Origin of the sequence: Psychrobacter sp. Arc29, from assembly GCF_041431175.1 — a bacterium.
In the GTDB taxonomy this organism is placed as follows: domain Bacteria; phylum Pseudomonadota; class Gammaproteobacteria; order Pseudomonadales; family Moraxellaceae; genus Psychrobacter.
In genome coordinates, this window is sequence record NZ_JASMRR010000006.1 from 45,170 (window position 1) to 69,495 (window position 24,326).

The 24,326-nt window shown below is 39.0% G+C and carries 17 protein-coding genes, 4 pseudogenes and 2 other annotated features; of the genes and pseudogenes, 14 read left to right on the forward strand and 7 right to left on the reverse strand.

The genetic code is table 11. The annotated features are described in order from the left end of the window. Positions 1–312 precede the first annotated feature (312 nt). Positions 313–1,451, reverse strand: a pseudogene (locus QO189_RS09360) (IS3 family transposase). A 330-nt stretch (positions 1,452–1,781) separates the two neighbouring features. Here QO189_RS09360 and QO189_RS09365 point away from each other — a divergent pair. The 6 genes and pseudogenes from QO189_RS09365 (at position 1,782) to QO189_RS09390 (ending at position 8,658) form a co-directional block, all read left to right on the forward strand. Beyond that, positions 1,782–2,558, forward strand: coding sequence for an enoyl-CoA hydratase (locus QO189_RS09365; protein WP_134292699.1), 777 nt, complete (start codon positions 1,782–1,784; stop codon positions 2,556–2,558). Positions 2,559–2,634: 76 nt separating this feature from the next. Continuing rightward, on the forward strand, positions 2,635–4,242 hold the full coding sequence (locus tag QO189_RS09370) for a 3-hydroxyacyl-CoA dehydrogenase (RefSeq protein ID WP_371532539.1): 1,608 nt from the start codon (positions 2,635–2,637) through the stop codon (positions 4,240–4,242). A 49-nt stretch (positions 4,243–4,291) separates the two neighbouring features. Then, positions 4,292–5,494, forward strand: a complete 1,203-nt coding sequence (locus tag QO189_RS09375) for a 3-oxoadipyl-CoA thiolase (protein ID WP_134292701.1) — start codon at positions 4,292–4,294, stop codon at positions 5,492–5,494. Between the two features lie 297 nt (positions 5,495–5,791). Next, a complete protein-coding gene (locus QO189_RS09380) occupies positions 5,792–6,310 on the forward strand; it encodes a helix-turn-helix domain-containing protein (protein ID WP_371532540.1) in 519 nt (172 codons plus the stop codon). Then, a complete protein-coding gene (locus tag QO189_RS09385; protein WP_371532635.1) occupies positions 6,298–7,137 on the forward strand; it encodes an IS3 family transposase in 840 nt (279 codons plus the stop codon). Before QO189_RS09380 ends, QO189_RS09385 begins: the two co-directional genes overlap by 13 nt. Positions 7,138–7,488: 351 nt before the next feature. Beyond that, positions 7,489–8,658, forward strand: a pseudogene (locus tag QO189_RS09390) (IS3 family transposase). Next, positions 7,716–7,831: a sequence feature (AL1L pseudoknot), on the forward strand. (Overlaps the previous pseudogene by 116 nt.) A gap of 169 nt (positions 8,659–8,827) precedes the next feature. Here the strand turns inward: QO189_RS09390 and QO189_RS09395 are convergent. Both QO189_RS09395 and QO189_RS09400 read right to left on the reverse strand, forming a co-directional pair. Continuing rightward, complete coding sequence (locus QO189_RS09395) at positions 8,828–10,066, reverse strand: MFS transporter (protein ID WP_371532541.1); 1,239 nt, start codon at positions 10,064–10,066, stop codon at positions 8,828–8,830. Positions 10,067–10,116: 50 nt separating this feature from the next. After that, the gene (locus tag QO189_RS09400) at positions 10,117–11,271 is read right to left on the reverse strand and encodes an acyl-CoA dehydrogenase family protein (protein ID WP_371532542.1); all 1,155 of its coding nucleotides are present in this window, start codon (positions 11,269–11,271) and stop codon (positions 10,117–10,119) included. Between the two features lie 306 nt (positions 11,272–11,577). Here QO189_RS09400 and QO189_RS09405 point away from each other — a divergent pair, with 306 nt between their 5' ends. After that, a complete protein-coding gene (locus tag QO189_RS09405; protein WP_186474333.1) occupies positions 11,578–12,795 on the forward strand; it encodes a CaiB/BaiF CoA-transferase family protein in 1,218 nt (405 codons plus the stop codon). A 124-nt stretch (positions 12,796–12,919) separates the two neighbouring features. After that, positions 12,920–13,774, forward strand: a complete 855-nt coding sequence (locus QO189_RS09410) for an IclR family transcriptional regulator (protein ID WP_134292705.1) — start codon at positions 12,920–12,922, stop codon at positions 13,772–13,774. Between the two features lie 456 nt (positions 13,775–14,230). Here the strand turns inward: QO189_RS09410 and QO189_RS09415 are convergent, their stop codons facing one another. Together QO189_RS09415 and QO189_RS09420 are read right to left on the reverse strand one after the other, a co-directional pair. Then, the gene (locus tag QO189_RS09415) at positions 14,231–16,030 is read right to left on the reverse strand and encodes a DUF927 domain-containing protein (RefSeq protein ID WP_371532543.1); all 1,800 of its coding nucleotides are present in this window, start codon (positions 16,028–16,030) and stop codon (positions 14,231–14,233) included. A 131-nt stretch (positions 16,031–16,161) separates the two neighbouring features. Next, entirely contained in the window at positions 16,162–16,431 is a 270-nt protein-coding gene (locus QO189_RS09420) for a helix-turn-helix domain-containing protein (protein ID WP_134292707.1), read from the reverse strand. A gap of 568 nt (positions 16,432–16,999) precedes the next feature. Between QO189_RS09420 and QO189_RS09425 the strand changes: the two are divergent. Next, a pseudogene (locus QO189_RS09425) lies at positions 17,000–18,223 on the forward strand (IS3 family transposase). Beyond that, positions 17,275–17,391, forward strand: a sequence feature (AL1L pseudoknot). (Overlaps the previous pseudogene by 117 nt.) Before the next feature lie 459 nt (positions 18,224–18,682). On the opposite strand, the gene QO189_RS09430 reads toward QO189_RS09425, so the two are convergent. Next, a complete protein-coding gene (locus tag QO189_RS09430) occupies positions 18,683–19,522 on the reverse strand; it encodes an XRE family transcriptional regulator (protein ID WP_371532544.1) in 840 nt (279 codons plus the stop codon). A gap of 365 nt (positions 19,523–19,887) precedes the next feature. Between QO189_RS09430 and QO189_RS09435 the strand changes: the two genes are divergently transcribed. Beyond that, positions 19,888–20,046, forward strand: coding sequence for a hypothetical protein (locus QO189_RS09435; protein ID WP_166739248.1), 159 nt, complete (start codon positions 19,888–19,890; stop codon positions 20,044–20,046). Positions 20,047–20,713: 667 nt separating this feature from the next. Here the strand turns inward: QO189_RS09435 and QO189_RS09440 are convergent. Next, positions 20,714–21,840, reverse strand: a pseudogene (locus QO189_RS09440) (IS3 family transposase). 100 nt (positions 21,841–21,940) lie between these two features. On the opposite strand from QO189_RS09440, the gene QO189_RS09445 reads away from it, so the two are divergent. From QO189_RS09445 to QO189_RS09460, 4 genes are all read left to right on the forward strand, one after another. Beyond that, the gene (locus QO189_RS09445; RefSeq protein ID WP_371532636.1) at positions 21,941–22,345 is read left to right on the forward strand and encodes a helix-turn-helix transcriptional regulator; all 405 of its coding nucleotides are present in this window, start codon (positions 21,941–21,943) and stop codon (positions 22,343–22,345) included. Between the two features lie 24 nt (positions 22,346–22,369). Then, positions 22,370–23,044 (forward strand): hypothetical protein, encoded by a 675-nt coding sequence (locus QO189_RS09450; protein ID WP_371532545.1) that lies wholly within the window; start codon positions 22,370–22,372, stop codon positions 23,042–23,044. A 50-nt stretch (positions 23,045–23,094) separates the two neighbouring features. Continuing rightward, positions 23,095–23,547: a DUF1810 domain-containing protein gene (locus QO189_RS09455; protein ID WP_371532546.1), complete on the forward strand. Its 453-nt coding sequence runs from the start codon at positions 23,095–23,097 to the stop codon at positions 23,545–23,547. Between the two features lie 84 nt (positions 23,548–23,631). Then, on the forward strand, positions 23,632–24,258 hold the full coding sequence (locus tag QO189_RS09460; protein WP_371532547.1) for a hypothetical protein: 627 nt from the start codon (positions 23,632–23,634) through the stop codon (positions 24,256–24,258). Positions 24,259–24,326 lie beyond the last annotated feature (68 nt).

The following is a 24,326-nucleotide window of genomic DNA, read 5'->3' on the forward strand; positions in this document are numbered from 1 at the left end:
ACTGACTCTAATGCTTGCTGGCATGATTGAGCTTAAGGATTAACACTATCTTGTTTAAGCAGCCATTGAAGATACCCAGCACTCTCAGAACTAATGGCTAAACCTGCAATAGCCTCACCCTTATATTTACCAAAACCTAAATGCGTAGGTATACACGCCATTTGGCTAAACTTATACAAGCTTTCTATATTACTTATCTCATGATCTTGGCTATTGGCCAAATCAATCAGACTATCAAGTGACCCCTGCCGTCAAATCCGTACAATTAAACTTGGGACATTTTAGTTATGCAGCCTGACGATCAAAGTCAAATCACATCTGTCTTGGCGATCTATAGCCTAAATCCTTTTGAATCCTAGTTTGGTTGTAATACAGCTCTATATATTGTGTGATCTCGTTGATCGCTGTAAACCTTGTTTTATACTCTTGATGATATACAAGCTCACTCTTTAACGTACCCCAGAAGATTTCTATAGGAGCATTATTAAAGCAATTGCCTTTACCACTCATTAAGCCTTTAAAACGATGCTGCTTGATAATTTTGTAATAGGTATGACTGCAATACTGGTTGCCTCTATTAGAATGCACAGTCAGCCCTTGGCTTGGCCTTTCATTCCTAATTGCCATATTCAATGCATGACAGCCTAAATAGGCGGTCATGCGCTTACTTAAGGCGTATCCAACAAGCTCTCTAGTATAGAGATCTTTAACACCTGCTAAGTATAGCCAATCCTCAGCAGTCCAAATATAAGTGATGTCACTGACCCAAGACTCATTGGAGCGCTTAGCATCAAACTGCTGAACCAGCATGTTTAGATAGACAAGCTTGTTATGGTTTGAGTCAGTGGTGACTTTAAAGCGCTTGTGGCGACAGTATTTGATGTCATGCTCTTCTTTAATACTTCTAATCATATATTGGCTAATATCATACCCTTGCGCACTTAGGTAGGCATGTAGTCAATCAACACCATAACGTTCTTTAGTTTCACTATGAGCTGCTCTAACTAATAGCTTACGGTGGTTACGGTATATCTGCTGTTCACTAATCTCACGATTTATCCAGCCGTAATAGCTCGATGATTTTATGTTTAATACACGGCGCATGCAGGTAATACTAAAAAGGTACTGGTTGTCTTTGATAAAGACGTACTTCATCAACTGTGCTTTGCGAAATACGCCGTGGCCTTTTTTAGTATCTCTCGTTTCTCTTCAACCACTTTAAGCTGCCGCTTGAGCTGCTTTATTTCCTGAATAGCTGCCATAAGCTCAGGATCATACTACTCAGTTCATAAAAGCTTGCCTTGATTGGCTTTGTTCTACCAGTTAGATAACGTTTGCATGGCGATGCTAAGCTACTTGGCAGTGGCTGAAACGTTGCCGTTGTTGTTTGCTATCTTCTTAACGGCTTCTACTTTAAATTCTGTGCTGTAAGTTTTGATTTTCTTGGCCACGGTAGACTCCTCATCGAGTCGTTAGTTTACCAAGTTTATCTCTACGGTTTCTTCAGCATAGCTTACTTCGAATAACTGGTTTTCTTTGACAGTAATAATATCACTTGGTTGAATTGGTAAGATGTCTTTAATATTTAAAACCGCAATGCAGTATTTTTTTTAATAAAATACCAGTATTTTTATTGTGTTATTTAGATGTCTAGCTTCACAAAACAAATTAAACAGTATATATTGTTAATAAATATCGCTATGCAGTATTTTATATCCAAATATCTATGCTTTTTAAGCTAACAGTATTTTACTTGAAGACATTATTAGAGGGACAGCATCATGGAAGAGCAAATAATTTTGACTGAGCAGCTAGCGAATGGTATTTGCGTGATAACGCTCAATCGACCCAAAGTTCGTAATGCGTTAAATACTGAACTGCGTCAGAAACTGGCGGATATTTTTATCCAGCTCAATGACGACCCACAGACTAAAGCCATTGTGTTGACTGGTGGTGATAAGGTATTTGCAGCTGGTGCTGATGTTAATGATTTTTTGACAGCAAAAACCGTCGATGTATATCTACGTCATAGTGAGCGTTATTGGGATGCGATTACCAATTGTCGCAAGCCAATTATTGCTGCGGTCAATGGTTATGCGCTTGGCGGCGGCTGTGAGCTGGCTATGCATACTGACATTATTGTCGCTGGCAAGTCCGCTAAATTTGGTCAACCAGAAATCAAAATTGGGCTGATGCCAGGAGCTGGGGGCACGCAGCGATTGTTTCGCGTGATTGGCAAGCATAAAGCAATGAAGCTGATACTAACAGGCGATATGATCAGTGCTGAGGCTGCGGATCAAATGGGATTGGTTTCTGAAGTGGTTGACGATGAAACCACCATCAAGCGTGCCATTGAGATTGCTAAAAAACTGGCAGGTTATTCGCCCATTGCATTGATGCAAATCAAAGAAGTGGCCAATCTTGGGGTTGATATGCCGCTACAGGCTGCATTGGCCTTGGAGCGTAAAGCCTTTCAGATTTTATTTGATACCGAAGATCAAAAAGAGGGCGTAAAGGCCTTTTTGGAAAAACGTGACGCCAATTATAAAGGTCAGTAGCGTGTGGTTTGCTAAGGATAAGCAGACCAATTTTTTGAAAATAAAATTATTCAACAAGATCATATAAAGGACGACTATGACCGCCAATACAATAAATATCAAATCATTGGCCATCATCGGCACAGGTGTCATGGGCATGGGTATCGCCCAAATTGCTGCCCAAGCAGGTATTCAGGTGCTTTTGTTCGATGCCAAAATGGGCGCTGCTGCACAAGGGCGTAAATCTCTTCAAACCATGCTCGAAAAACTAACGGCGAAAGGTAAGTTCACTGACGCGCAGCTTCAATCTGCTTTGGCAAATCTGATAGTGATTGATGATATAGCCAACATATCTACAGTAGATGTCGTTGTTGAAGCCATTGTTGAAAACCTAGAAATCAAACAACAGCTTTTTAAACAATTAGAAAGCATTGTGCCTACCAAGACAATTTTGGCAACCAACACTTCCTCATTAGCCGTGACCGCGATTGCTGCCAATTGTACGCACCCAGAACGTGTGGCTGGATTTCACTTTTTTAACCCAGTGCCGCTCATGAAAATCGTTGAAGTGATTCCTGGACTTTCTACTCATCCATCAATCGTTGAGACATTGACTACATTAGCGACGCGCATGGGACATTTAGGGGTGGTGGCAAAAGACACCCCAGGCTTTATTGTCAATCATGGCGGTAGAGCTTACGGTACAGAGGCCTTAAAAATATTGGGAGAAGGGGTTGCCAGTTTCGAGGATATTGATCGTATTTTGCGTGAAGGGGCTGGCTTTCGGATGGGGCCGTTCGAGCTACTCGATCTGACGGGTATCGACGTCTCTCACCCCGTGATGGAATCAATTTATACCCAGTTTTATCATGAAGATCGTTACCGTCCCCATCCCTTAACCCGTCAGATGCTCATAGGAAAAAAGCTTGGTCGTAAAGTTGGTGAAGGCTTTTATCAATATACAGAAAATAAAAAACAAGATGGTCAAAAAGTCACAAAAGATATCTCTCAACAGCCATCGTTTGAGGTGTCAGCCTCTGATACAGCCATCACCTCAGTTTGGATTGGCGCTGACGTAGTAGAGGATAAGCAGCAGCTGATTGATTATTTGAATGCTAATAATATCAACATCGACAATGGCGATAAGCCACAATCTGACAGTCTGGTATTACTGGCAATGTATGGCGAGGACACAACCAATGCTGCTATGCGCTATCACGTGAACCCCAAACAAGCGGTTGCTATCGATATGCTGACTGACTTGTCAATGCATCGTACATTGATGCCAAGTATCGTCACTCAAGATAAGTTCGTGGCACAAGCTTATGCTTTATTTGGTAAACACCCAGACAAAACCGTCAGTGACAATGAAAAGTCAATACAGGCTACGGTTGATGCAACACTCATCAATGAAAGCACAGGCTTTGTGGCGCAGCGAGTCATCGCAATGGTGGTTAACTTAGGCTGTGATATTGCACTGCAAGGTATCGCCTCTCCTGATGATATTGATAATGCGGTTAGGCTGGGATTGGGCTATCCCTACGGCCCTATCTCATGGGGAGATAAGCTTGGTGCTGAGCGGATATTACTCATTTTAGAGCGTATTTACGGATTAACCGGTGATCCGCGCTACCGTTCTAGCCCATGGTTACAGCGCCGAGCCACACTTGGTATTTCACTGTTCTCTCAGCAGAGCAACTATTAATATTAATGGTGTAATAAAATACACTTTAAAATGACAGCTAGGAGAAATTATGTTGGACGCCTATATTTATGATGGATTAAGAAGTGCTTTTGGTCGGCATGGTGGCGCATTAGCAACTGTTCGTCCGGATGACTTAATCGCTAAAGTGATGAAGACTTTAGTCGAAAAGCATCAACTACCTAACGATATTTTTAATGAAGTATTGATCGGTAATACCAATCAAGCTGGTGAGGATTCACGCAACATTGCCCGTAATGCTGCGCTGCTAGCAGGGTTGGATGTAAAAACACCGGGTCAAACTGTCAATCGTCTATGTGCTTCTGGATTATCGGCTATTATAGATGCCGCTCGCAGTATTACCTGCAACGAAGGCGATGTTATTTTAGCGGGCGGTGTTGAGTCAATGACTCGTGCACCCTTTGTCTTTGCTAAGACTGCGCAGCCTTTTAGTCGTGAGTTTAAAGTATTTGATACCACTATCGGCAGCCGGTTCCCTAATCCCATCATAGAAGAGCATTTTGGTAACGATAGCATGCCGCAAACGGGTGATAATGTTGCGCGTAAATATGGTATCACTCGTGAAGCAGCGGATAAGTTCGCAGCAGCTTCGCAAGCTAAATACCAGGCCGCCAAAAAAACTGGGTTCTTTGATGATGAAATAACGCCAATTATGGTATCACAAGGCAAAAAACTCCCTGAGAAATCAGTAGTTGAGGATGAGCATCCGCGCGCCAAATCTACTGTTGAAGCATTACAAAAATTAAAAACTTTAAATAACGAAGGCGTTGTTACAGCAGGCAATGCTTCAGGCATCAATGATGGTGCCGCTGCCCTGATTATCGGCTCAAAGCAGGCAGAGGAAAAGTTAGGATTCAAGCCTATCGCAAAGATTCTTTCATCTGGTGCCATGGGTGTCGAGCCAAATATTATGGGCGTAGGCCCTGTTGAAGCCATTAAGCTGGCGTTAAAACGTGCTGATTTGACCCTTGATGATATGGCTATCATTGAGATTAATGAAGCATTCGCCTCGCAGGTACTGGGTTGTCTCAAAGGTTTAGATATTGATTTTGATGACAAGCGCGTCAACCCTAATGGCGGAGCAATTGCTATTGGACATCCGCTAGGGGCATCAGGTGCAAGAATTGCGTTGAGTACAGCACGTGAGTTACAGCGGACAGGTGAAAAATATGCAGTAGTTAGTTTATGTATTGGCGTTGGGCAAGGGCTTGCCATGGTGATAGAACGAGTGTAAACCTTCTAAGCTACCTTTGCTATTAATATTCTTGCCACATTATTTTATGATTAATAACGGCTATTACGACTTTTGTATTTAATCAACATGAAAATTATCAGCAAATTCCAGGAATATATATCCAGGAATATATATATAATTTCCCTTTGGTTTTTTGTGGCCAGACCTTCATATAAATATTTTTTGAACAAATAGTATACTACTTACGATTTTTAGAACATAAATTAAATAACCCCCATACTTTTTCAATTTATGAACTGACCCCCATAAGTTGGACACAACTTATGGGGTATTTTTATGCGTTACGATCTGGACTTTAAGATGCAAGTCATCGCATACTATCGGCAAGGGCATACCGGAATCGCTACAGCAAAGAAGTTTGGACTTGATAAAAAGATAATCTCTAGATGGGTTAAGCAATATCAAAGCGGCGGTGTAGAGGCTATCAAGCCAAAGGCGAGTAAAACTAAATATAGTAGCGAGTTTAAACGTAACGTACTCACAGTCATGTTAGAACAAGGGTTAAGCCAGTCTGAGGTCGCTTTAACATTTAACATCAGCTCACCTGCGCTCATTAGTCACTGGCACAAAGCGTATCGACTACATGGCATGTCTGGACTCACTTCCAAACATAAAGGTAGAGGCGCCATGACCAAGCCCGTGATCACAAACAAACCAGATGATGAAAAGAGTCTTGCTGAATTAAAGCGCGAGAATGCATACCTACGTGCAGAGAATGCCTACCTAAAAAAGCTCGATGCCTTGCTCAAAGCGGAGGAACAAGCAGACAGAAAGCAAGGCTCATCGAAGCGCTAAGAGATGACTGCTGTTTATCTGACTTGCTTAAAGTCTCAGGTATGCCTAAAAGCGTCTTTTATTATCATAGAGCAAAGCTTGAGAGTGACGACAAATACGCTGAGTTGAAGCCACGTATTGCTAAGCTGTATCATCAGCACAAAGGTAGGTATGACTATCGTAGAATAACGGTCGCATTAAAACAGTTAGGTTTTCATCACAATCATAAGCTTATTGCTAGGCTTATGTGTCAGTTAAACTTAACTGCCAAAATAAGGCGCAAGAAGTACCACTACTATAAAGGGGTACAAGGCAAGATCGCGAAGAATCATTTACAGCGTCAGTTTCATGCAGATGGGCCACATAAGCGCTGGCTTACAGATATTACTGAGTTTAAGGTCGGTGATCATAAGTTGTATTTATCGCCCATACTTGATTGTTATAACAATGAGATTGTCAGTTATACGCTCTCAAGAAGGCCAACTTATGATTTGGTGAGTCAAATGCTAGATTGTGCTTTAAATAAGACAAAGGCGTGCCGTGGTAAGAGGTTAATGCTGCACTCGGATCAAGGATGGCATTATCAAATGAAACCGTTTAGCACGACGCTTAAACAGAATGGCATTAAGCAAAGCATGAGCAGAAAAGGCAATTGCTTGGATAATGCGTTCATGGATGGGTTCTTCGGTACATTAAAGTGCGAGACCATTTATGTTGAAAAACCTCAAACTATTGAGCAGTTAGAGCAACAAATCCATGAGTACATTCACTATTACAACAATGAGCGCATTCAATTGAAACTAAAAGGACTGAGTCCTGTGCAATACAGAACTCAGTCCTTGGGGTAAACTAAACCGTCCAAGTTTTGGGGGGCAGTTCATTTATGGGGGTTGTTTAATAATGTAGTAATAAACTAATTTATGGTATTTGATAAGATTTTTCTATTTTCCATATCAATGCTTCTGTATTATATTATAGTCAATCCTCTATAAAAGGGTTACAGCATTAACCTCGTTTGAAGTATCACATATACATCTATACTCGGTTGCCTTGTATCTCTTATAAACTGAATCAACTATAGTATACCCTTTTGAATATCTATTCAGTTTTGAAACATGAACCGTACCAGTATTGTCAGAGACTCGACATGTTGAGAGAATACGACATACACTTCTGACCTTAAAGAATGCGCCGTTCGCATGCTGATAGAAGCAGTGAGCAACTATCCTTTCACATGGTCAACCATTCAAGCTATAGCGTCAAAGATTGGCTGTACGTCTGAAACCCTGCAATCATTGCATAAAAAGCAAATAGAACAAACTATTCCTGCCTCAATACAAGCTCAAAGCCAAAAGCAATGTATTGGAAAGCTTGAACGCGAAAATAGAGAGCTCATGCAAGCCAATGAAATAATAGGCAAGGCTGCTGCTACTTTCGCCTAAGTGGAGCTTGAACGCCCATAAAGTGATGATCAATTTTATTGATGATTATAAAGATAGTTATGGGATCGAGCCAATCAATTGAGTACTATCGATTGCCCCATTAGCCTATTACCGTAAAGAATATTTAGCCAATAGTCCAGCAAAGTGCTCTTTACGCCAGCAACATGATGAACTTCTATATTAGCGAGATTAGGCGTATTTGTCTGGACAATAAGTCTCGCTATGGTATGCGTAAAGTCTGGCGACAGATGAAGGCGAATGACATTCGTGTGGCTCGTTATATGGTAGAGCGGTTAATGACTCAGTATGAGCTGCAAGGAATTTGGAGTCGCAAAGGCAAGATTACCACCAACTGCCGTGATGGTCAGAAGCGCGCAGAGGACCTAGTCAATTGTAACTTTAATGTTAATTTTTTTAACCAGATTTAGGTTGCGAATTTTACTTACATTAAGACCAGGATCGGATGGGCTTATACCGCTTTTATCATTGTTGTATTTGCTCGCACTATTGTGGGTTGGAAGGTATCGAATCGTATGAATACTGATATGGTAATGGCAATTTTAAACCAAGCGATAGCAGAGAGGAACAAGGTCAAAGATGTAATTCATCATACCGATAGAGGCGTTAAGTATTTATCTATTCGCTATACCGATAGAATGGCTGAAGCTGGTGTTATCGCTTCTATAGGTACGACTTGTGATTCATACGATAACGCATTGGTCGAAACGGTCACAGGCTATATAATTCTGAGGTCATTCATTATTTAAAGCAGATCTGGAATGGTATCAACGATGTTAAACTGACAACCTTTGAATGGATGGATTGGTTCAATAAAACAAGGTTGCATAGTACGATTGTCTATATGTCACCTTTAAGTTTGAAAAGCGGTATTACAATAATTTTAATCTGTTAGGTGAAGCTGCCTGACTCAAGTAAATCAACCTCCGATATACTCAAGGCGGTTTGTAAATGTATTCAGTCAAACTAAAAAGACTGAGCCCTGTGTAATACAGCGCTCAGCTCTTAATTCAAATTTAAATACTCATGATCTAGGTAACAATTTAAAATTGAGAATTTTTTTAAACTGAGCATTAAATCACGATTTTTGCGGATCGAATTGTTTTTCTTTAATAAACAAGGCTGGAATTATACCGCAGATAAAGTACGCACCTCCCATCACTACAAAACCCAAACCAATTGAACCACCACTTGCAAGGAAACCAATCACAGCAGGTGCAGTTGCTGCACCGATGCGTCCCATATTGTAAGCGCCACCCATAGCCGTACCGCGTATGAGCGTTGGGAAGCTTTCGGCCATATATGTAGCATTCACACCGTAAGGGATTCCGTATAAGAAGCCAAACGTTACCAATAAATAAAGAATATTGGCGGGTGAGTTATAGAACACAATTAGGGGTAAGAAAAGGGCTGTACCAATGGCACCAAAAGCATAGGTAGCACGGCGACCCACTTTATCAGCCATATATCCAGCTAAAATTTTACCAAAAATCATCGCTGCATACGTACCAACCATATAAGAAGTCATTTCTTTGAATTTTAAACCCAGCTCACTTTCTAAATAAGTCGGCATCCAATTGTTTACGCCATAGTAGCCAAACTGAAGAAAGCCTGCAGTCAAAGCCCAAAGGATGAACATATTACGGTTACGTTTATTTTGAAAAATAGTTTTCCATGTTGATGACGTATTAACTTCTTTATTCGTACTTTCTTTTTTCAAACGGTTTTCTTGCCATGAGGCTGGTTCTGGGACCAAAAAATGCATTAGAACAGCTATTAAAATTGGAATTGCGGCTACATAAAATAGCATCCGCCAACCGTGATCGGGGATAAGCCAACCTGCTAGTAATGTGGCCACAATATATCCCACAGTCCAGCCTGCTTGCAGTGTACCCAACACAGTAGTACGATATTTAGTCGGTACGTATTCTGCCATTAATGTATTGGAAGCAATATATAGTGAACCTAGGCCTAATGAGGCAAAGAAACGTAATGTAGCAAATTCAACATATGATCGGGTAAAGCCAAGACCACAGGTCAAAATTGAAAATAATAAGATGGATATGACTACTACGCGCACACGACCAAAACGGTCACAAGCCCAGCCGCCAAAGACACCACCAATGGCCATACCCAGTAAAGTAAAACTCCCTAACATCCCTGCTTCAACCGACGTTAGTCCAAACTCAGCTATAAGACTATTTAAGCTATAAGATAAAAGCATTAAGTCTGCACCATCAACCAATAAGGCAAGAAAGGCAAAGACAAAGGCTATTTTCCAAGTGTTTGGACCTATTTTGGATAAAGTGCTCTTCATAATTATAATCCATTATATATAAAGGGCTTAACCGTATTAAGCCAAAAAATTTATTGAGCTACTTCACGAATCATATTTCGTGCAATAATTACTTGTTGAATTTGAGTAGTACCTTCATATAAGCGGAATAAACGCACATCACGATAAAAACGCTCAATCGAATATTCACTGATATAACCAGCACCCCCATGAATCTGAACACAACGATCGGCAACACGACCACACATCTCAGTAGCAAACATTTTTGCGCAAGATGCTTCAGTACTGACTTCTTTACCTAGGTCACGTAAGCGTGCAGCATCAATTACCATACATTTTGCAGCGTAAATTTCAGCTTTCGAATCAGCAAGCATCCCTTGAATTAACTGAAACTGAGCAATTGCTTGTCCAAATTGTTTGCGCTCAACTGCATATTGCAGTGCATCATCTAACATTCGAGTTGCTGCACCAACACTGATGGCTGCAATATGAATACGACCTTTGTCTAAAACCTTCATTGCGGTTTTAAAACCTACGCCTTCAATCCCACCAATTAATGAAGACGCTGGGATACGACAGTCTTCAAAGATGACATCACAGGTGTGAGCGCCTTGTTGACCCATTTTTTTATCACGTTTACCTAGTGATATGCCTGCAGTTTGACTGTCGACTATAAAGGCAGAGATAGCTGCTGAACCTTTGAGTTGAAGATTAGTTCGCGCCATGACGGTGAATACCCCGGCGTGCGGTGCATTAGTGATATAGCGCTTAGTACCATTTAAAATGTAGTCATCACCATCTTTTATTGCGGTAGTTTTCAAGGATGCGGCATCAGAGCCAGAGTCAGGCTCGGTCAGACAAAAGGCACCAATAATTTCACCACTTGCTAAGTGTGGCAGAAATTGCTGTTTTTGCGCTTCAGTGCCATCGATAATCAAGCCCGATGAGCCAATACCGTTGTTAGTGCCAATCAGAGAACGGAAGGCCGGTGAGGTACGACCTAATTCAAATGCTATATAAACTTCTTCTTCCATAGTAAGACCAAGACCTTCGTATTGTTCAGGTATGGTTAAACCGAATAAACCTAGTTCTTTCATTTGCTCAACAATGACTGCAGGAATTTCATCTGTTTTTGCAACTAGATCTTCATTGGGAATAAATACGCCTTCAACAAATTTACGTATCATATAGATTAATGAGTCCAGATTTTCCTTGTCGCGAATCATAAACTGTCCTTAAGTAGAGCGTTGAAAAAGTAATAAACTATAGATATAGATCAACAGTATCAGCATAATATAAATAAGTTTAATTGATAAAACAATACTTTTTATTAATTAATATCGCAATGCGGTATTTATTTTATAAAAGTTTTGATGTTTTTTAGAGTTGTAAACTTTTGAAATAATGGTTTGTAAGCTAAAAACCGTTATTGATTTTTATCAAAATAGGTGTATATTAAGTTTTTATATCGCTTAGCGAAACTAAAACGCTATTTAATTGAAGGGAATATTTATCAAACAGAAGGAGTTGTTATGGGTGCTTTAGATGGAATTCGTGTGCTTGACCTAAGTCGAGTGCTTGCAGGGCCTTGGTGTGGACAGATTCTTGCAGATCTTGGTGCAGAAGTCATTAAGATAGAGCGCCCAAAATATGGCGATGATACACGCGCATGGGGACCACCATGGATGAAAAATGATCAGGGAGAAGACAGCCATGAAGCCGCTTACTATCAGTCAACTAATCGTAATAAACAATCAGTTGCTATTGATATCTCAACGGTTGAAGGTCAAGCCCTTGTTCACTCACTAATAAAAGACACTGATGTACTAATTGAAAATTACAAAACTGACTCTTTGAAGAAATATAACTTGGACTATGAGAGCTTATCGCAAATCAACCCAAGATTAGTATATTGCTCAATTACTGGATTTGGGCAGACTGGACCACGAGCAGAGGAACCTGGCTATGATTTTATTATTCAAGGCATGGGCGGCTTAATGTCAGTTACTGGTGAAAAAGACAGTTTACCAGGTGGGGGACCACAGAAACTTGGTATTGCCTTTTCTGATATAACTACTGGTTTATATGCCACAGTCGCTATTCAAGCTGCTTTATTGAACCGGCATATTAGTGGATTAGGACAGTATATTGATATGGCATTGCTAGATGTGCAAGTCGCCACATTGGCTAATCAAGGCATGAATTATTTGGCGTCTGGCAAAGTGCCAACGCGTTACGGTAATGCCCATGCCAATATAGTGCCTTACCAAGTGTTTAAGGCCTCTGATCGTGACTTCATTATCGCGTGCGGTAATGACAAGCAATTTGCTCAATTGTGTGACGCCATCGGTTTAGCTGATTTACCCCAGGATCCACGGTTTAGCAGTAATGCACAAAGAATCAAATATCGGACCGAAGTCACCACGCTTCTTGCCGCACACTTTGCAACGCGAACGGCAGATGAGTGGGTGTCAGCTATTCAGACAGCGAAAGTACCAGTCGGATTAATTAATAATCTTGAGCAAGCCTTCAAAGAGCCGCAAGTAAAAGCTCGTAATATGTTGATCGATATGCAACATCCTGAGTCTAAGAATTTGACATTAATTGGTTCACCGATCAAGATGTCTAGAACACCAGTTGAATATCGTCAAGCGCCACCAACTCTGGGGCAACATACCGATGAAATTTTATCTCGTATAGCGAGTCAAGAGGAGTTAGCTAAGTTGAGAAAAAATAACATAATTGGTTAGTTCATTTGCACTTAAACAATATGATATATGTAGTCTTAATTGGTGATTTTGCTATTGTGTATCTAAATAGCTTATAATTCTCACTATGCGAACAATTAATTAATATTAAGTAGACTGTGTGCCTATGAGCGATGTTACCCCTAATGAACAAGCCGAAAAAATAGTGTCTGTTTTAAGACATGAATTACTACATCCTATTGAAGATATGTTGGATGAGGAGGATCGTCAATTTATTACTGCTCTAGCACGCGGTCTAGAATTACTACGTTGTTTTTCTACTGAACAACCAAATCTTGGTAACCAAGAGTTGTCGAAAATGACTGGTTTGCCTAAGCCTACTATTACTCGACTAACCCATACACTATCTCGACTAGACTATATTAAACAAGTTCCAAATTCGAGTAAATTTCAGCTTTCTGCAGGCGTATTAGCACTCGGTTATTCTATGCTATCGAATGTTTCAATTCGTTCAGTCGCACAGCAATATATGAAAGATTTAGCTGATTATACTGGGGCTGCTGTAGCAGTAGCAACAAGGAATCGTCTAAATATGATTTATTTGGACGTAGTGCAAGGTGTAGGTAATGTCACTATGCGTCGTCAAGTAGGAAGCTATTTACCGATTCATTTGAGCTCAGCAGGAAGAGCTTGCTTAGCAGCAATGCCAGCAGATGAGCGTGATTTTTTATTGGATGCTATTCGTATTAAATACAAAGAAGATTGGATTAAAATCAGGCGTGACTTAGACAAAGCATTTAAAGACTACCAAGATTTTGGTTATTGCTTTTCTATTGGCGATTGGCATAAAGGAGTCAGCTCTGTAGCAGTACCCTTAATGCATGAACAGCATGGTTTGTTAGTTTTTAACTGTGGTGGTCCAAGCTTTGTAATGAAACGCGAGAAACTGGAAGAAGATGTTGCACCACGTTTGCTGCTTATGGTTAATAATATTAAATCTGAAGTAGTTAATTTAATGTAATAGTTAAAAGCTTGGTATAGATTAAATTCTCTAGTTAATAAAGTATTTCAAGTTATATAAATCATTATTATTTATAACTAATGTTATCTCAATCATTAGCGACTCAATAAATTGAAATTATAAAAATTTACTTAGAAACAAGCGTGTTTCTTCTATGCCTGTTTTATTCCAAGAGGAGACAATGGAAAAGGCGAATAGCCTTAAAACTGTCGGAAACTCAAATCTCATTTTTCATCAAGTTACCTAATTAGAATCAATAAATGAAAGTTGAAGCCTACTACTGATAGTATGTGCTCAGATAAATAATGTAGATACAAACCTTCTCAATGCATTAGTTGATGATTTGGAATGTACTACATTTATATCTATGATTTCAAAAGTTCTATTACCTAATCACTATTAGATATAGGGTGCAGAAATGTAAATCTATGAGCGTTTAAATTATATCCGTAATTGTTAAAATTGATAATCCATAATACTCTTTTTTATAGCATAGGCTCGAGTATAGTCGACATTTGGATTATTAATCTTTAAGGTTCCATGACCATCTTTATCTGCTTTTATTAATTTATGCTTTACTAGAGTCTCAATGACTGCCTTAAGAGGGTAGGGTTTGCATATTTCTTCAAAGGTATTAGGTGGGATTAGAAAGACTTGATCTGATTCTCTATAGTAGCCGGTTCTACTGCCAGCTACTATAGAGATTGAAGTGCTATCATCTTCAATACTATTTTCCGAATCAGTTTTTTTAGAATTTTTTGAAGATATGATTTTTTCAAACTTATTATTTGCATATTTTTCTAAATATAATGACAGTTGTTTAACAATGTTTCTTTCTTCTTGATTTCCGTCATGCCCGTTATTCATAATCCAGTTCTCAAAGCATGCTTTTACGCCTTTCATAGCATCACCGGTCTCCCAACCAGTTATACCAGCTTCAGTTGCTATTTCGCCTGCAGCTGCTAGTATAGAAAATCTATCGCAGGCTCGATTAGCTTGAGACTTTACCCCAGGAAAATGATTTTTAAATTCTCTCATTATTTCTTTAGCTCTGATTTTCACTCCATCTAAGTTCGCAGTTAAGTATGTAAGCCAAGCATCCCCTGCAGTTCCGTAGTTAATGCTAGCAGCATCTCTTATAGTATTAGCTTGCTCCTCAGCATTAAGCCCAAGAACTAAACTATCAAAAATGCCAAAGCCCTTTCCTGGATCTGCATCAATATGACATAAACGAACTTCCATCCCCGCGTTTGTTGTTCCACCGTCTGCTTCTATTACGGATTTAAGGGTCTCTTCTCCATTGGATAAGAATATTATTCGCCATTCCGTAGTTGGTCTATTGCCACCATCTGAGAAACTTCTACTTTTGCCCTTATCATTAGCAAGCATATAGCACATAGTACCAACGTCTTTATTGGTAGCTTGGCTAATTTCATCTAACACTAAAAGTCCATCGTTTCTCATAGCTGCTAAAGCTTCGGCAGCATTAGAGGTGGTATTCCAATGGTTAATGTATGTGCTAGGACTCCCCCAGACACTAGCTGCAATATATAAACAAATAGATTTTCCTATGCTAGATTTGCCAACAATATGAAAGCCTCCACCTGGAATATCCAATAACTTCAAGAGTGGTCCAGAGAGTGCAGAGCTAATCGCAAAAACAAATCGGCTTTGTTCTCGTAGTAATGATGACAGCTTATTACGCCAGTCATCTATACTGCCCTTAGTGCCATATGATTTCTTCAGAGTGTTAAGGTCTTGGAAATAAGTCTCATGGTTTGTGTCACCATATATTTTATATGGTGTGACAAACTTCTTGCCATGCCAGCCTAACCTACTAGTATAAGCTCCTATTTTTTCGATAGGATTTTTATTGATTAAGAAGCTTAAAGCATCTTTAGGTTTTTTTATAGTAGATACCTTTAAACCTCTTTTCGATAATTCCTGAATATATTGAAGTGAGTACTGGTGCAAGTGTTCAGCGGGCATCAGCCATCGCTTTTCATTACCACAATAATCCTCCCACTGTAAAACGAAAAACCAGTTATCATTCTCATCATGGCATCGCGCTAGTACAGATAGAGAGTGGCAGCATATAAATTCTTTATACTTCAATTGGTCTTGAGCGTTGTGTTCAACTAAATACCATCCATCAGGAAACAACTCAATATACCCATTTTTATAAGGTAGTTTAGTCATTTTAGATTTTAAGTCAGTATTCATCTCGGTTGATTGTATTGCATTTTTAACTTTCATACATCACTTCCTCAAATCAATCTATTACTTATTCAAGTCTTATAGTTAATCGAGTTATATAACTCAAAATAAAAATATTTAAATTGATCAATTAAAAGTTAACTCATTACTGTAAGAAATAAAGCTGACAGCTAGTAATTGCTAGTAGAGGAGTGAAGAGACTTATCTAAATACTCGTCTAGATGTTTCTTTCTGTAAACCACATGTCTACCAATTTTACTATAAATTATGGTGTTCGAGTGATGGCACCTCATGTATTGAAGCGTGTGAAATGATTTACCCAGATAGGCTGCAGCGTAATCTGGAGAGAAAGGTGTAGAAGGATCTGAGTCAGAAACGGTGTTCTTCATCATTTGTTTTTCTTCTTCAGTATATGAAGTCCAAGCTTTACGTTTAATCATAGTTTTACCTGCTAAATAAATTGTCTGAAAATAATTAAAGTAATCTTACTATAAATACTTACAATAAGAAACATAGATAAGTAGCTATCAATGTTTATCTATGTAATTTTATGTAAAAATATCATATAAAAAACTCTGTTTTTAACCAAACTCTATTTAAGCCTTATTCAGAAAAACTGTAGGGAATAACTGGATAAATTAATGACTCGATAAGGAAGTTACCATGAGCAATAAGATGCAGAGCTACAGTGCGTAATTTAAAGAAGAGGGTTTTAAAAAGATAGCAGATAACAAAGGTAGTCTAAGTGGGATGTCAAGATAGTTGAGGATGTCAATGCAAACGATATCTAACTAAAGAATAAATCGAATGAAGTTAAACTTGTAAGTGCTAAGCAATATGGTCCTGAGATCATGCCTATAATAGAGGAAAATAAGCGCTTAAAGCTAAAATTTAAAGTAGCTGAAGAAAGAGTGAAGATTCTAAGGAAAGACCATCGTGTATTTTGTAAGTGGTGAATTGAACCGCCCCGGGATTGTTGGAGACTCAACATTCTGAGAGAATACGACAATGAAAAGACAAGCATATACTCCTGAGATTAAAGAACGCGCCGTTCGTATGCTAATAGAAGCATCAAACGACTACCCATCCACTTGGTCAGCGATTCAAGCTATAGGCCCTAAGATTGGCTGTACGCCTGAAACTCTGAGGTCTTGGCATAAGAAACACATAGATCAAACCATCCCTGCTTCAGTACAAGCGCAAAGCCAAGAGCAACGCATTAAGGAGCTTGAGCGTGAGAACAAAGAACTCAAGCAAGCTAACGAGATTATCAGGAAGGCTGCTGCTTTTTTCGCCCAGGCGGAGACGGGCCGCTGACTAAAACCATGATTCAATTCATCGAAGATAACAAGCATCTTTATGGGGTCGAGCTGATCTGTAGAGTCTTACCGATTGCCCCATCAACCTATCACCGTGCTAAATACTTGGAGGATTGCCCTGAGAAGCGTTCCTTTCGCAGTCAGCATGACGACTTTTACATCAGCGAGATTAAACATATTTGGCAAGACAGTAAATGTCGTTACGGTGCACGTAAAGTCTGGCAGCAAATGAAGGCTGACGGGTTAAAGGTTGCTCGGTGTACCGTAGAGCGTTTAATGAGAGAGCATGGCCTACAAGGCATCTGGCGTGGAAAAGGTAAGATAACCACCAACAGCCGTGACGACCAAAAGCGTGCTGATGACTTGGTTAATCGTAACTTTAGCGCCCATCGCCCTAACCAGCTATGGGTTACTGACTTTACTTATATCAAGACAACGAGTGGCTGGGTGTATACCGCTTTTATTATTGATGTGTTTGCTCGCGCTATTGTGGGCTGGAAAGTCTCTAATCGCATGAACACCGATATGGTGATGGCGGCATTAAACCAAGCAATAGCAGATAGAAATAATCCCAAAGATGTTATTCATCACAGTGATCGAGCGAGGGGTTCAGTACTTATCTATTCGCTATACCGATAAGATGACAGACTGCGGCGTGATTGCTTCTGTTGGTAAAACAGGCGATTCATACGGCAATGCATTGGCTGAAACGGTCAATGGGCTTTATAAGGCTGAAGTAATTCATTACTTAAAGCAGAACTGGACTGGCGTTAATGATGTCGAACTGGCAACCCTTGAATGGGTAGACTGGTTCAATAAGACTCGTCTACATAGCACGATTGGTTATGTATCACCTTTTGAATTTGAAAAGCGGTATTATAATAATCTTAATCTGTTAGGTGAAGCTGCTTGACTCAAGTAAATTAACCTCTGATATAGTCGGGGCGGTTCAGAATGTTCGAAAACCGCTGATGAGTTTGAATTTAAGTTTACTTTACGAACTCTTATCGTGAACATAACCCTTGGACTTGCGAAATTAATATATTCTCCGAGATTTCTTCTTAATTTTCATTATTGGCAAAGCACTAGGTATGGTAATTTCTGGCTACTACGAATGGACGAAACAAAGAATTAGCTATCAGTAGTTCCATCGCAAAATCTAACGGTTAATAAAAAGAGGGAGTTTCCCAAACTTTGTGTAACTGCTTATAATCCACCAACAGGAGAAGTAAATATCGTACTAACAAGTATTGTAAGATCATCGAGTAGAATGAATTTAGGGACTCAACTTATAGGTATGACAGCTACTTCGATAGGGTTTCTACGTTATTAATTCCATAGGTCAGCTGTACTAGCAGTAATGTCTATATTTCTACCATATATCAATGTTTGTCCATGAGTAAATCCAACCAATAATATTTATATCTTGCATATCACTGGCTTTCACAACTTCATCTTTAAATAGATCGTTTTTACTACGTATTAATAAACCTCCGTCGGGCTGCCGGTAAAGATACTTGATACGGTAAATTTTGCCTTGTTTAAAATAGTAAATTTTGCCATCTTTAATATTGCGTTTACTTCTATCTATAGCACAATTTGCTTTAGGTGCAATAAGAGGATACATGCTGTCATCCTCTACAGTTATATAAATTGTCATTTTGATATTTGCGCCAGCTGTATCTGCAATATTAGTTAGAAGCTTTCTAGCTTCGTCACTATCATTTATTTGGTGTAGTGGGTCTTCCAGTTGCATATTTGCCAAATTTTCGCTTTCTTTTTCAAAATTCTCTATAAGCTCCTGTTCATCAAGGTCCTGTTTGTCATCCAACAATATAAGCTGTTCTTCATACAATTCCTTTAGATAACTTATACTATAGGGAAGGTTTGGTTTAAGTTTTAAAAAACTTAAGTAGTCATCACGAAAACTTTCCTCAACAGACTTAAAATACATTTCTGCATCATCAGGACCGAATCGATAGTTAAAATTGTAGTAATCGTCACCTTCTTCGAGCCATCCAGGAGGCACATTAAATACCTCTGATAGCCTTAAAATATATTCATAGCTAGGCCGAGCGCTTCCTGATATCCATTTAGATACAGAACCTCTGGATGCTCCTATAGATTTCGAGATATCAACCTGTCTTAAATTGTTATCTTTCATGCAGCTTTCAATCCGATGCCCAATTGAAGAGATTTCTTTATCTTCCATTTTTCCATCCATTTTCTATTAGAGAAACATTTTAACACTGTTTCTTTGGATTAAGAAACAGCACTAAAGTGTTCCTCTAAAATGAGAATAATAATAATTTAAAAAATATTTTTTCATTGATAATCAGCCTTGAATGTTTCAATCCAAATATACTGACTATTAATTATTTATGAAGTTCCCACATTCCCAATCTTCCCATTAATCCTATCTGCTAAACTTTTCTAAATTTAAGGTTCTATTAGGCAGTGTCCTTGATTGGCAAAGGGCTTATAGGCACTAAAATAATGTATATATTCTGATGATCGATAGGTATATGAAAAAATGGCAAAATAATTGTTAAAAATGGTATTTAAGATATTAGCTTTATGGGTGTTATCAAAGAGATAGGGGTTGAGCTTATAGGACTAGATAAATATTTTATCGCTGATGAAGACCAATATTTAGAGGCTTTTAGAAGCAAATCCTGCATGCAAAGCATGACTCCTATTATTCATAATAGGGGGAGTGTCAAACAGTCTAATTAAGGGTTTGATGGCTATTTATACAAGCTATACTATTTAGTCGAGAATATATTCGCTATGCTTAAGTGTTTTAGCACTATAGCCACTAGTGATGAAAAGTTAACTCGTAATTTTAAGTCAATGCTTGACCTATCGTATATTATTTATTGCAAGATGAATTGAGGACATGCTCTAGTGATAATTAAATACTGGGAATACTGGGAATACTGGGAATACTGGGAATACTGGGAATACTGGGAATACTGGGAATACTGGGAATACTGGGAATAACGAAGATCTCAGCTGTGGCTAGTTGTCTGATAAAGATTATAAAACATGCTTTGTAATCTTACCCCAATTTTCACAAAGCCACCTGACAAATATTATGACTAGCAATTTGTAGTGCTGGCTTTATATAAATAGGATTAGATGAATTATCACTATAGTGTTTTCGTATTTTGGTTGATAATCAGCATGTCTATAAATGCTATTGATAGATCCGTAATATTATAGGTAATCACATCTGATAATTTTTAAACATATGGATATAAGTTGATGCTGCAAGAGCTCATTACTTCAGAACCACCTTGCCAGCCACACCGTCCATTCTGACCTATGCTGTCAAATCTGTAGACATTGACTTGGGAGATTTTAGTTACGCAGCATGACGATAAAATTCAAACCACACCTGTCATGGCGTTTTATAGCCCAAACCCTTTTGGATTCTAGTCCCACTGTGAGCATAGCTCTTGCCTTGCGTTGCTGCAAAGCAGTGCTTTGCTAATCGCTCCTCATTATACTCAAGCTCAATATATTTAATGATGTCATTGATAGTTTCGAATCTCATTTTATAATCCTGATGATACACTAACTCATTTTTCAATATGCCCCAGAAACTCTCTATCGGGGCATTATCAAAGCAATTACCATGTCTGGACATTGAGCCCTTAAATTTATGCTGCTTAATGATCTTATGATAGTCATAACTACAGTACTGACTGCCTCTATCAGAATGCACAATAAGCCCTTGGCTGGGTCGTTTGTTTTTGATAGCCATGCTGAGTGCACGGCATACTAAATCTGCTGTCATACGCTTGTGTATAGCATAGCCGACCAGCTCTTTAGTGTAGAGGTTTTTAACACCTGCTAAGTATAGCCAACCCTCATCTGTCCATATGTAAGTGATGTCACTAACCCAAGCTTCGTTAGGACGACTGGTATCAAATTTTTGATCGAGCAGGTTTGGATAAATAAACTTGTTATGGTTTGAGTTGGTGGCAACTTTAAAACGCTTGTGACGACGGCAAACAATGCCGTATTCTTCTTTAATGCGTCTTACCATGTATTGACTGATATGATAGCCTTGCTCTGAAAGATGAGTATGCAATCGCTCACAGCCATAGCGCTGCTTAGTTTCATCATGAGCCACGCGCACCAGCAGTTCACACTGGTTGCGGTGGATCTGCTGATTACTAACACCACGATTTATCCAGTTGTAATAGCTTGATGGCTTGATACCTAATACGTGACACATACAGGTGATACTAAATATCTTCTGATTATCCTTGATAAAGACGTACTTCATCAACTGCGTTTCGCGAAGTACGCCGTGGCCTTTAGTATAACCATGAGCTCAGGATCATATTCTTTAGTACCGATCAGCTTGCCTTTATCAGCTTTGTTTTGCCAGTTAGATAATGTCTGCATGGCGATGCCAAGCTGCTTTGCAGTCGCTGAAACATTGCCATTATTATCTGCTATCTTTTTAACGGCTTCAGCTTTGAATGCTGCACTATAGGTTCTGATTTTCTTAGTCATGATAAACTCCTCATTGAGTCGTTAGTTTACCAAGTTTGGTTCTACAGTTTTTTCAGCATAGCTCATTAATCCGGTAGATGATCATATCGATGATAATAAACTGCTAGAGGAGCATCGCAACTTTGCAGTCAACCGTATTACCGAGGCAGTAGTTATAGACAAGCCAATACCTGACTGGGTAGGGCGTGACGTTTTTACATTAGATAGCTTACAGAAGCTGGGCAAGCTAGAGTTTGGTAAAAATACTGAAATCAACTTGGTTTTAAAAGTACAGAAATATGCCTGTCAGCATCTTTATGAGCGCCCATTATCGATAGATCAGAAGATTACGATTATTGATGACACTTGGCGTCAAGTCAGCGCTACAGTTGCTAATACGACTCGTCTGCAAGATTGGCTGGTGAGTATGTCGCAATTGTCCGTCGTCGTTGAACCATTAGAGCTAAAGACAGTTATTCTCGAGCGCCTAGAAAGTGGGATGCAGCTTTATAAAACCGATGAATAATTTCACTTTAAAGAGGAGCCGAGTATGAGAGTAGATAGTAGTGTTAAAGATAAACAGGCTACAAAAAATGACATCAACGAAGAACGTAGTAATGAGCTTCAGATAGAGCCCATACCTTTAACTGCTTTATATACGCCGCAGGCAGATAACTACCTCTTGTCTGAGGTTGGGTTTATCGTTATCGAAGATGGCTGGAATGAGCAGTCACTGCTAAATCTACAACAACAAGTCGGTTGCACATTGTTTGCGCTACAAACCACAGATAAGCAAATTGATAGATTCAAAGTAATAGATGGGATCATTATTTGCAAAGCAAATGAAGTCGGGCAGGTAATAACCGTATTTGAATCAGTACTATCTGATCGGGATAAGGTTGGTATAGATGTTAATGATATCAAAAGATCCTGCGGGGCTGAGAAGCCTGCTAAGTTTATACAAGCTAGGGCAACGAGCATACCAGACTCAGAACAAGTAAAAAGTGCCGTTAATCATCTGCTTAATCAAATTCCTGAAGGTCTTAGTACCCAGTATATGATGCTTGATATTGAAAGTGATCATAAACTATCTCTTGATGAGTTTTTTAGTATCACAACTGTGGTTGAAAACCGAATTGCTGACGATTCAGAAGTGTTTTACGGCAATAGGATGATTGATAAACCTGACTATTGCTGGATGGGGGCGATATATGTGGCTGATTAGTGTGGCAGGTAGGCAAACGTTCATTAATTAAATCGCAAGGAGTGCAGAAAATGACAACGATAGATAAAGATTTGTTTGATGATTTTATCCAAGCTCAAGATACTATCTATTCACAAGTGATTGAAGAGCTGACCCAAGGTCGTAAGCGCACGCATTGGATGTGGTTTATCTTTCCACAGGTAAAAGGGTTAGGGCACAGTAAAATGTCTCGACGATTTGCAATAGAGAGTCTGGAACAAGCGAAAGCGTATTTGCAGCATGAGGTGCTTGGAGCACGGTTAATAGAGTGCGCTGAATTACTGCTGTTACACCCTGATAAAAGCGCTTTAGATATCTTTGGTTCACCGGACAATTTGAAGCTGCACTCTTCACTGACATTGTTTGCCTCTGCCGATGGTAATAAATGTGTATTTAAACAAATCTTATATCAGTTCTTCGCTGGCAGTTATGATACAAACACTATCAAGATGCTAAATCAAATCAATGACCAGCAATATAAGTAAATAAAACCGAATATGATTTAACTCGCACTAAAGTTTGATACTTCTAACCATACCAAGAAACATTATTTATCAGTGAGTATAGCGATGAAATACCATCTGGACGAATCATATATAGATGACACACCTGATGCATTCCTATATCAACGAACTATGGATCGTTACCCTAGGTCTGTTATTGGTTGCTTTATTATCAGCGAGGATTGGAATGAGCAGGCGCTACTAGAGCTAAAAGAGAAGTCAGAAACTTGGTTTTTAGTGGGATTGCAAATAGATGATATGGATTTTGATCGTTTAGATATTATAGAGGGCATTGTTAAATGTCAGCCTGATGAAGTAAAAGCTGTCACCGAGCTACTCAATGTAAACGCTGCAAGTACAATCATCGGTATAGATATTGTAGATATCAAAAGCCTATTTGAATGTGGTAATTTATTCCAGTTCATTCAAGCAAGTACCATAGGTGACTCTGAATCAGATTTAGTAAAAGTAACAACACATAAGCTTATAAATCAATTATCAAAAGCACACCATACTAAAGGGTTGTTTATTGGAATGGAAAGCGTTCAAAGCTTACCAATAGAAGTTTTTGCTTACATAGCAGATGCTGTTGAAAGATTATTACCTAATATTGGTGAAGATATATATTACCGCTCAAGTATGACTGATGAACCTAACTCTTTTCATTTAAAAGCAATATATGCTGAGGAGTAGGTTGACAGTAGAGAGTTAGATGCTGATTTCACAACCTAATCTGTCCTATCAGTAACGTCAGATTAGGA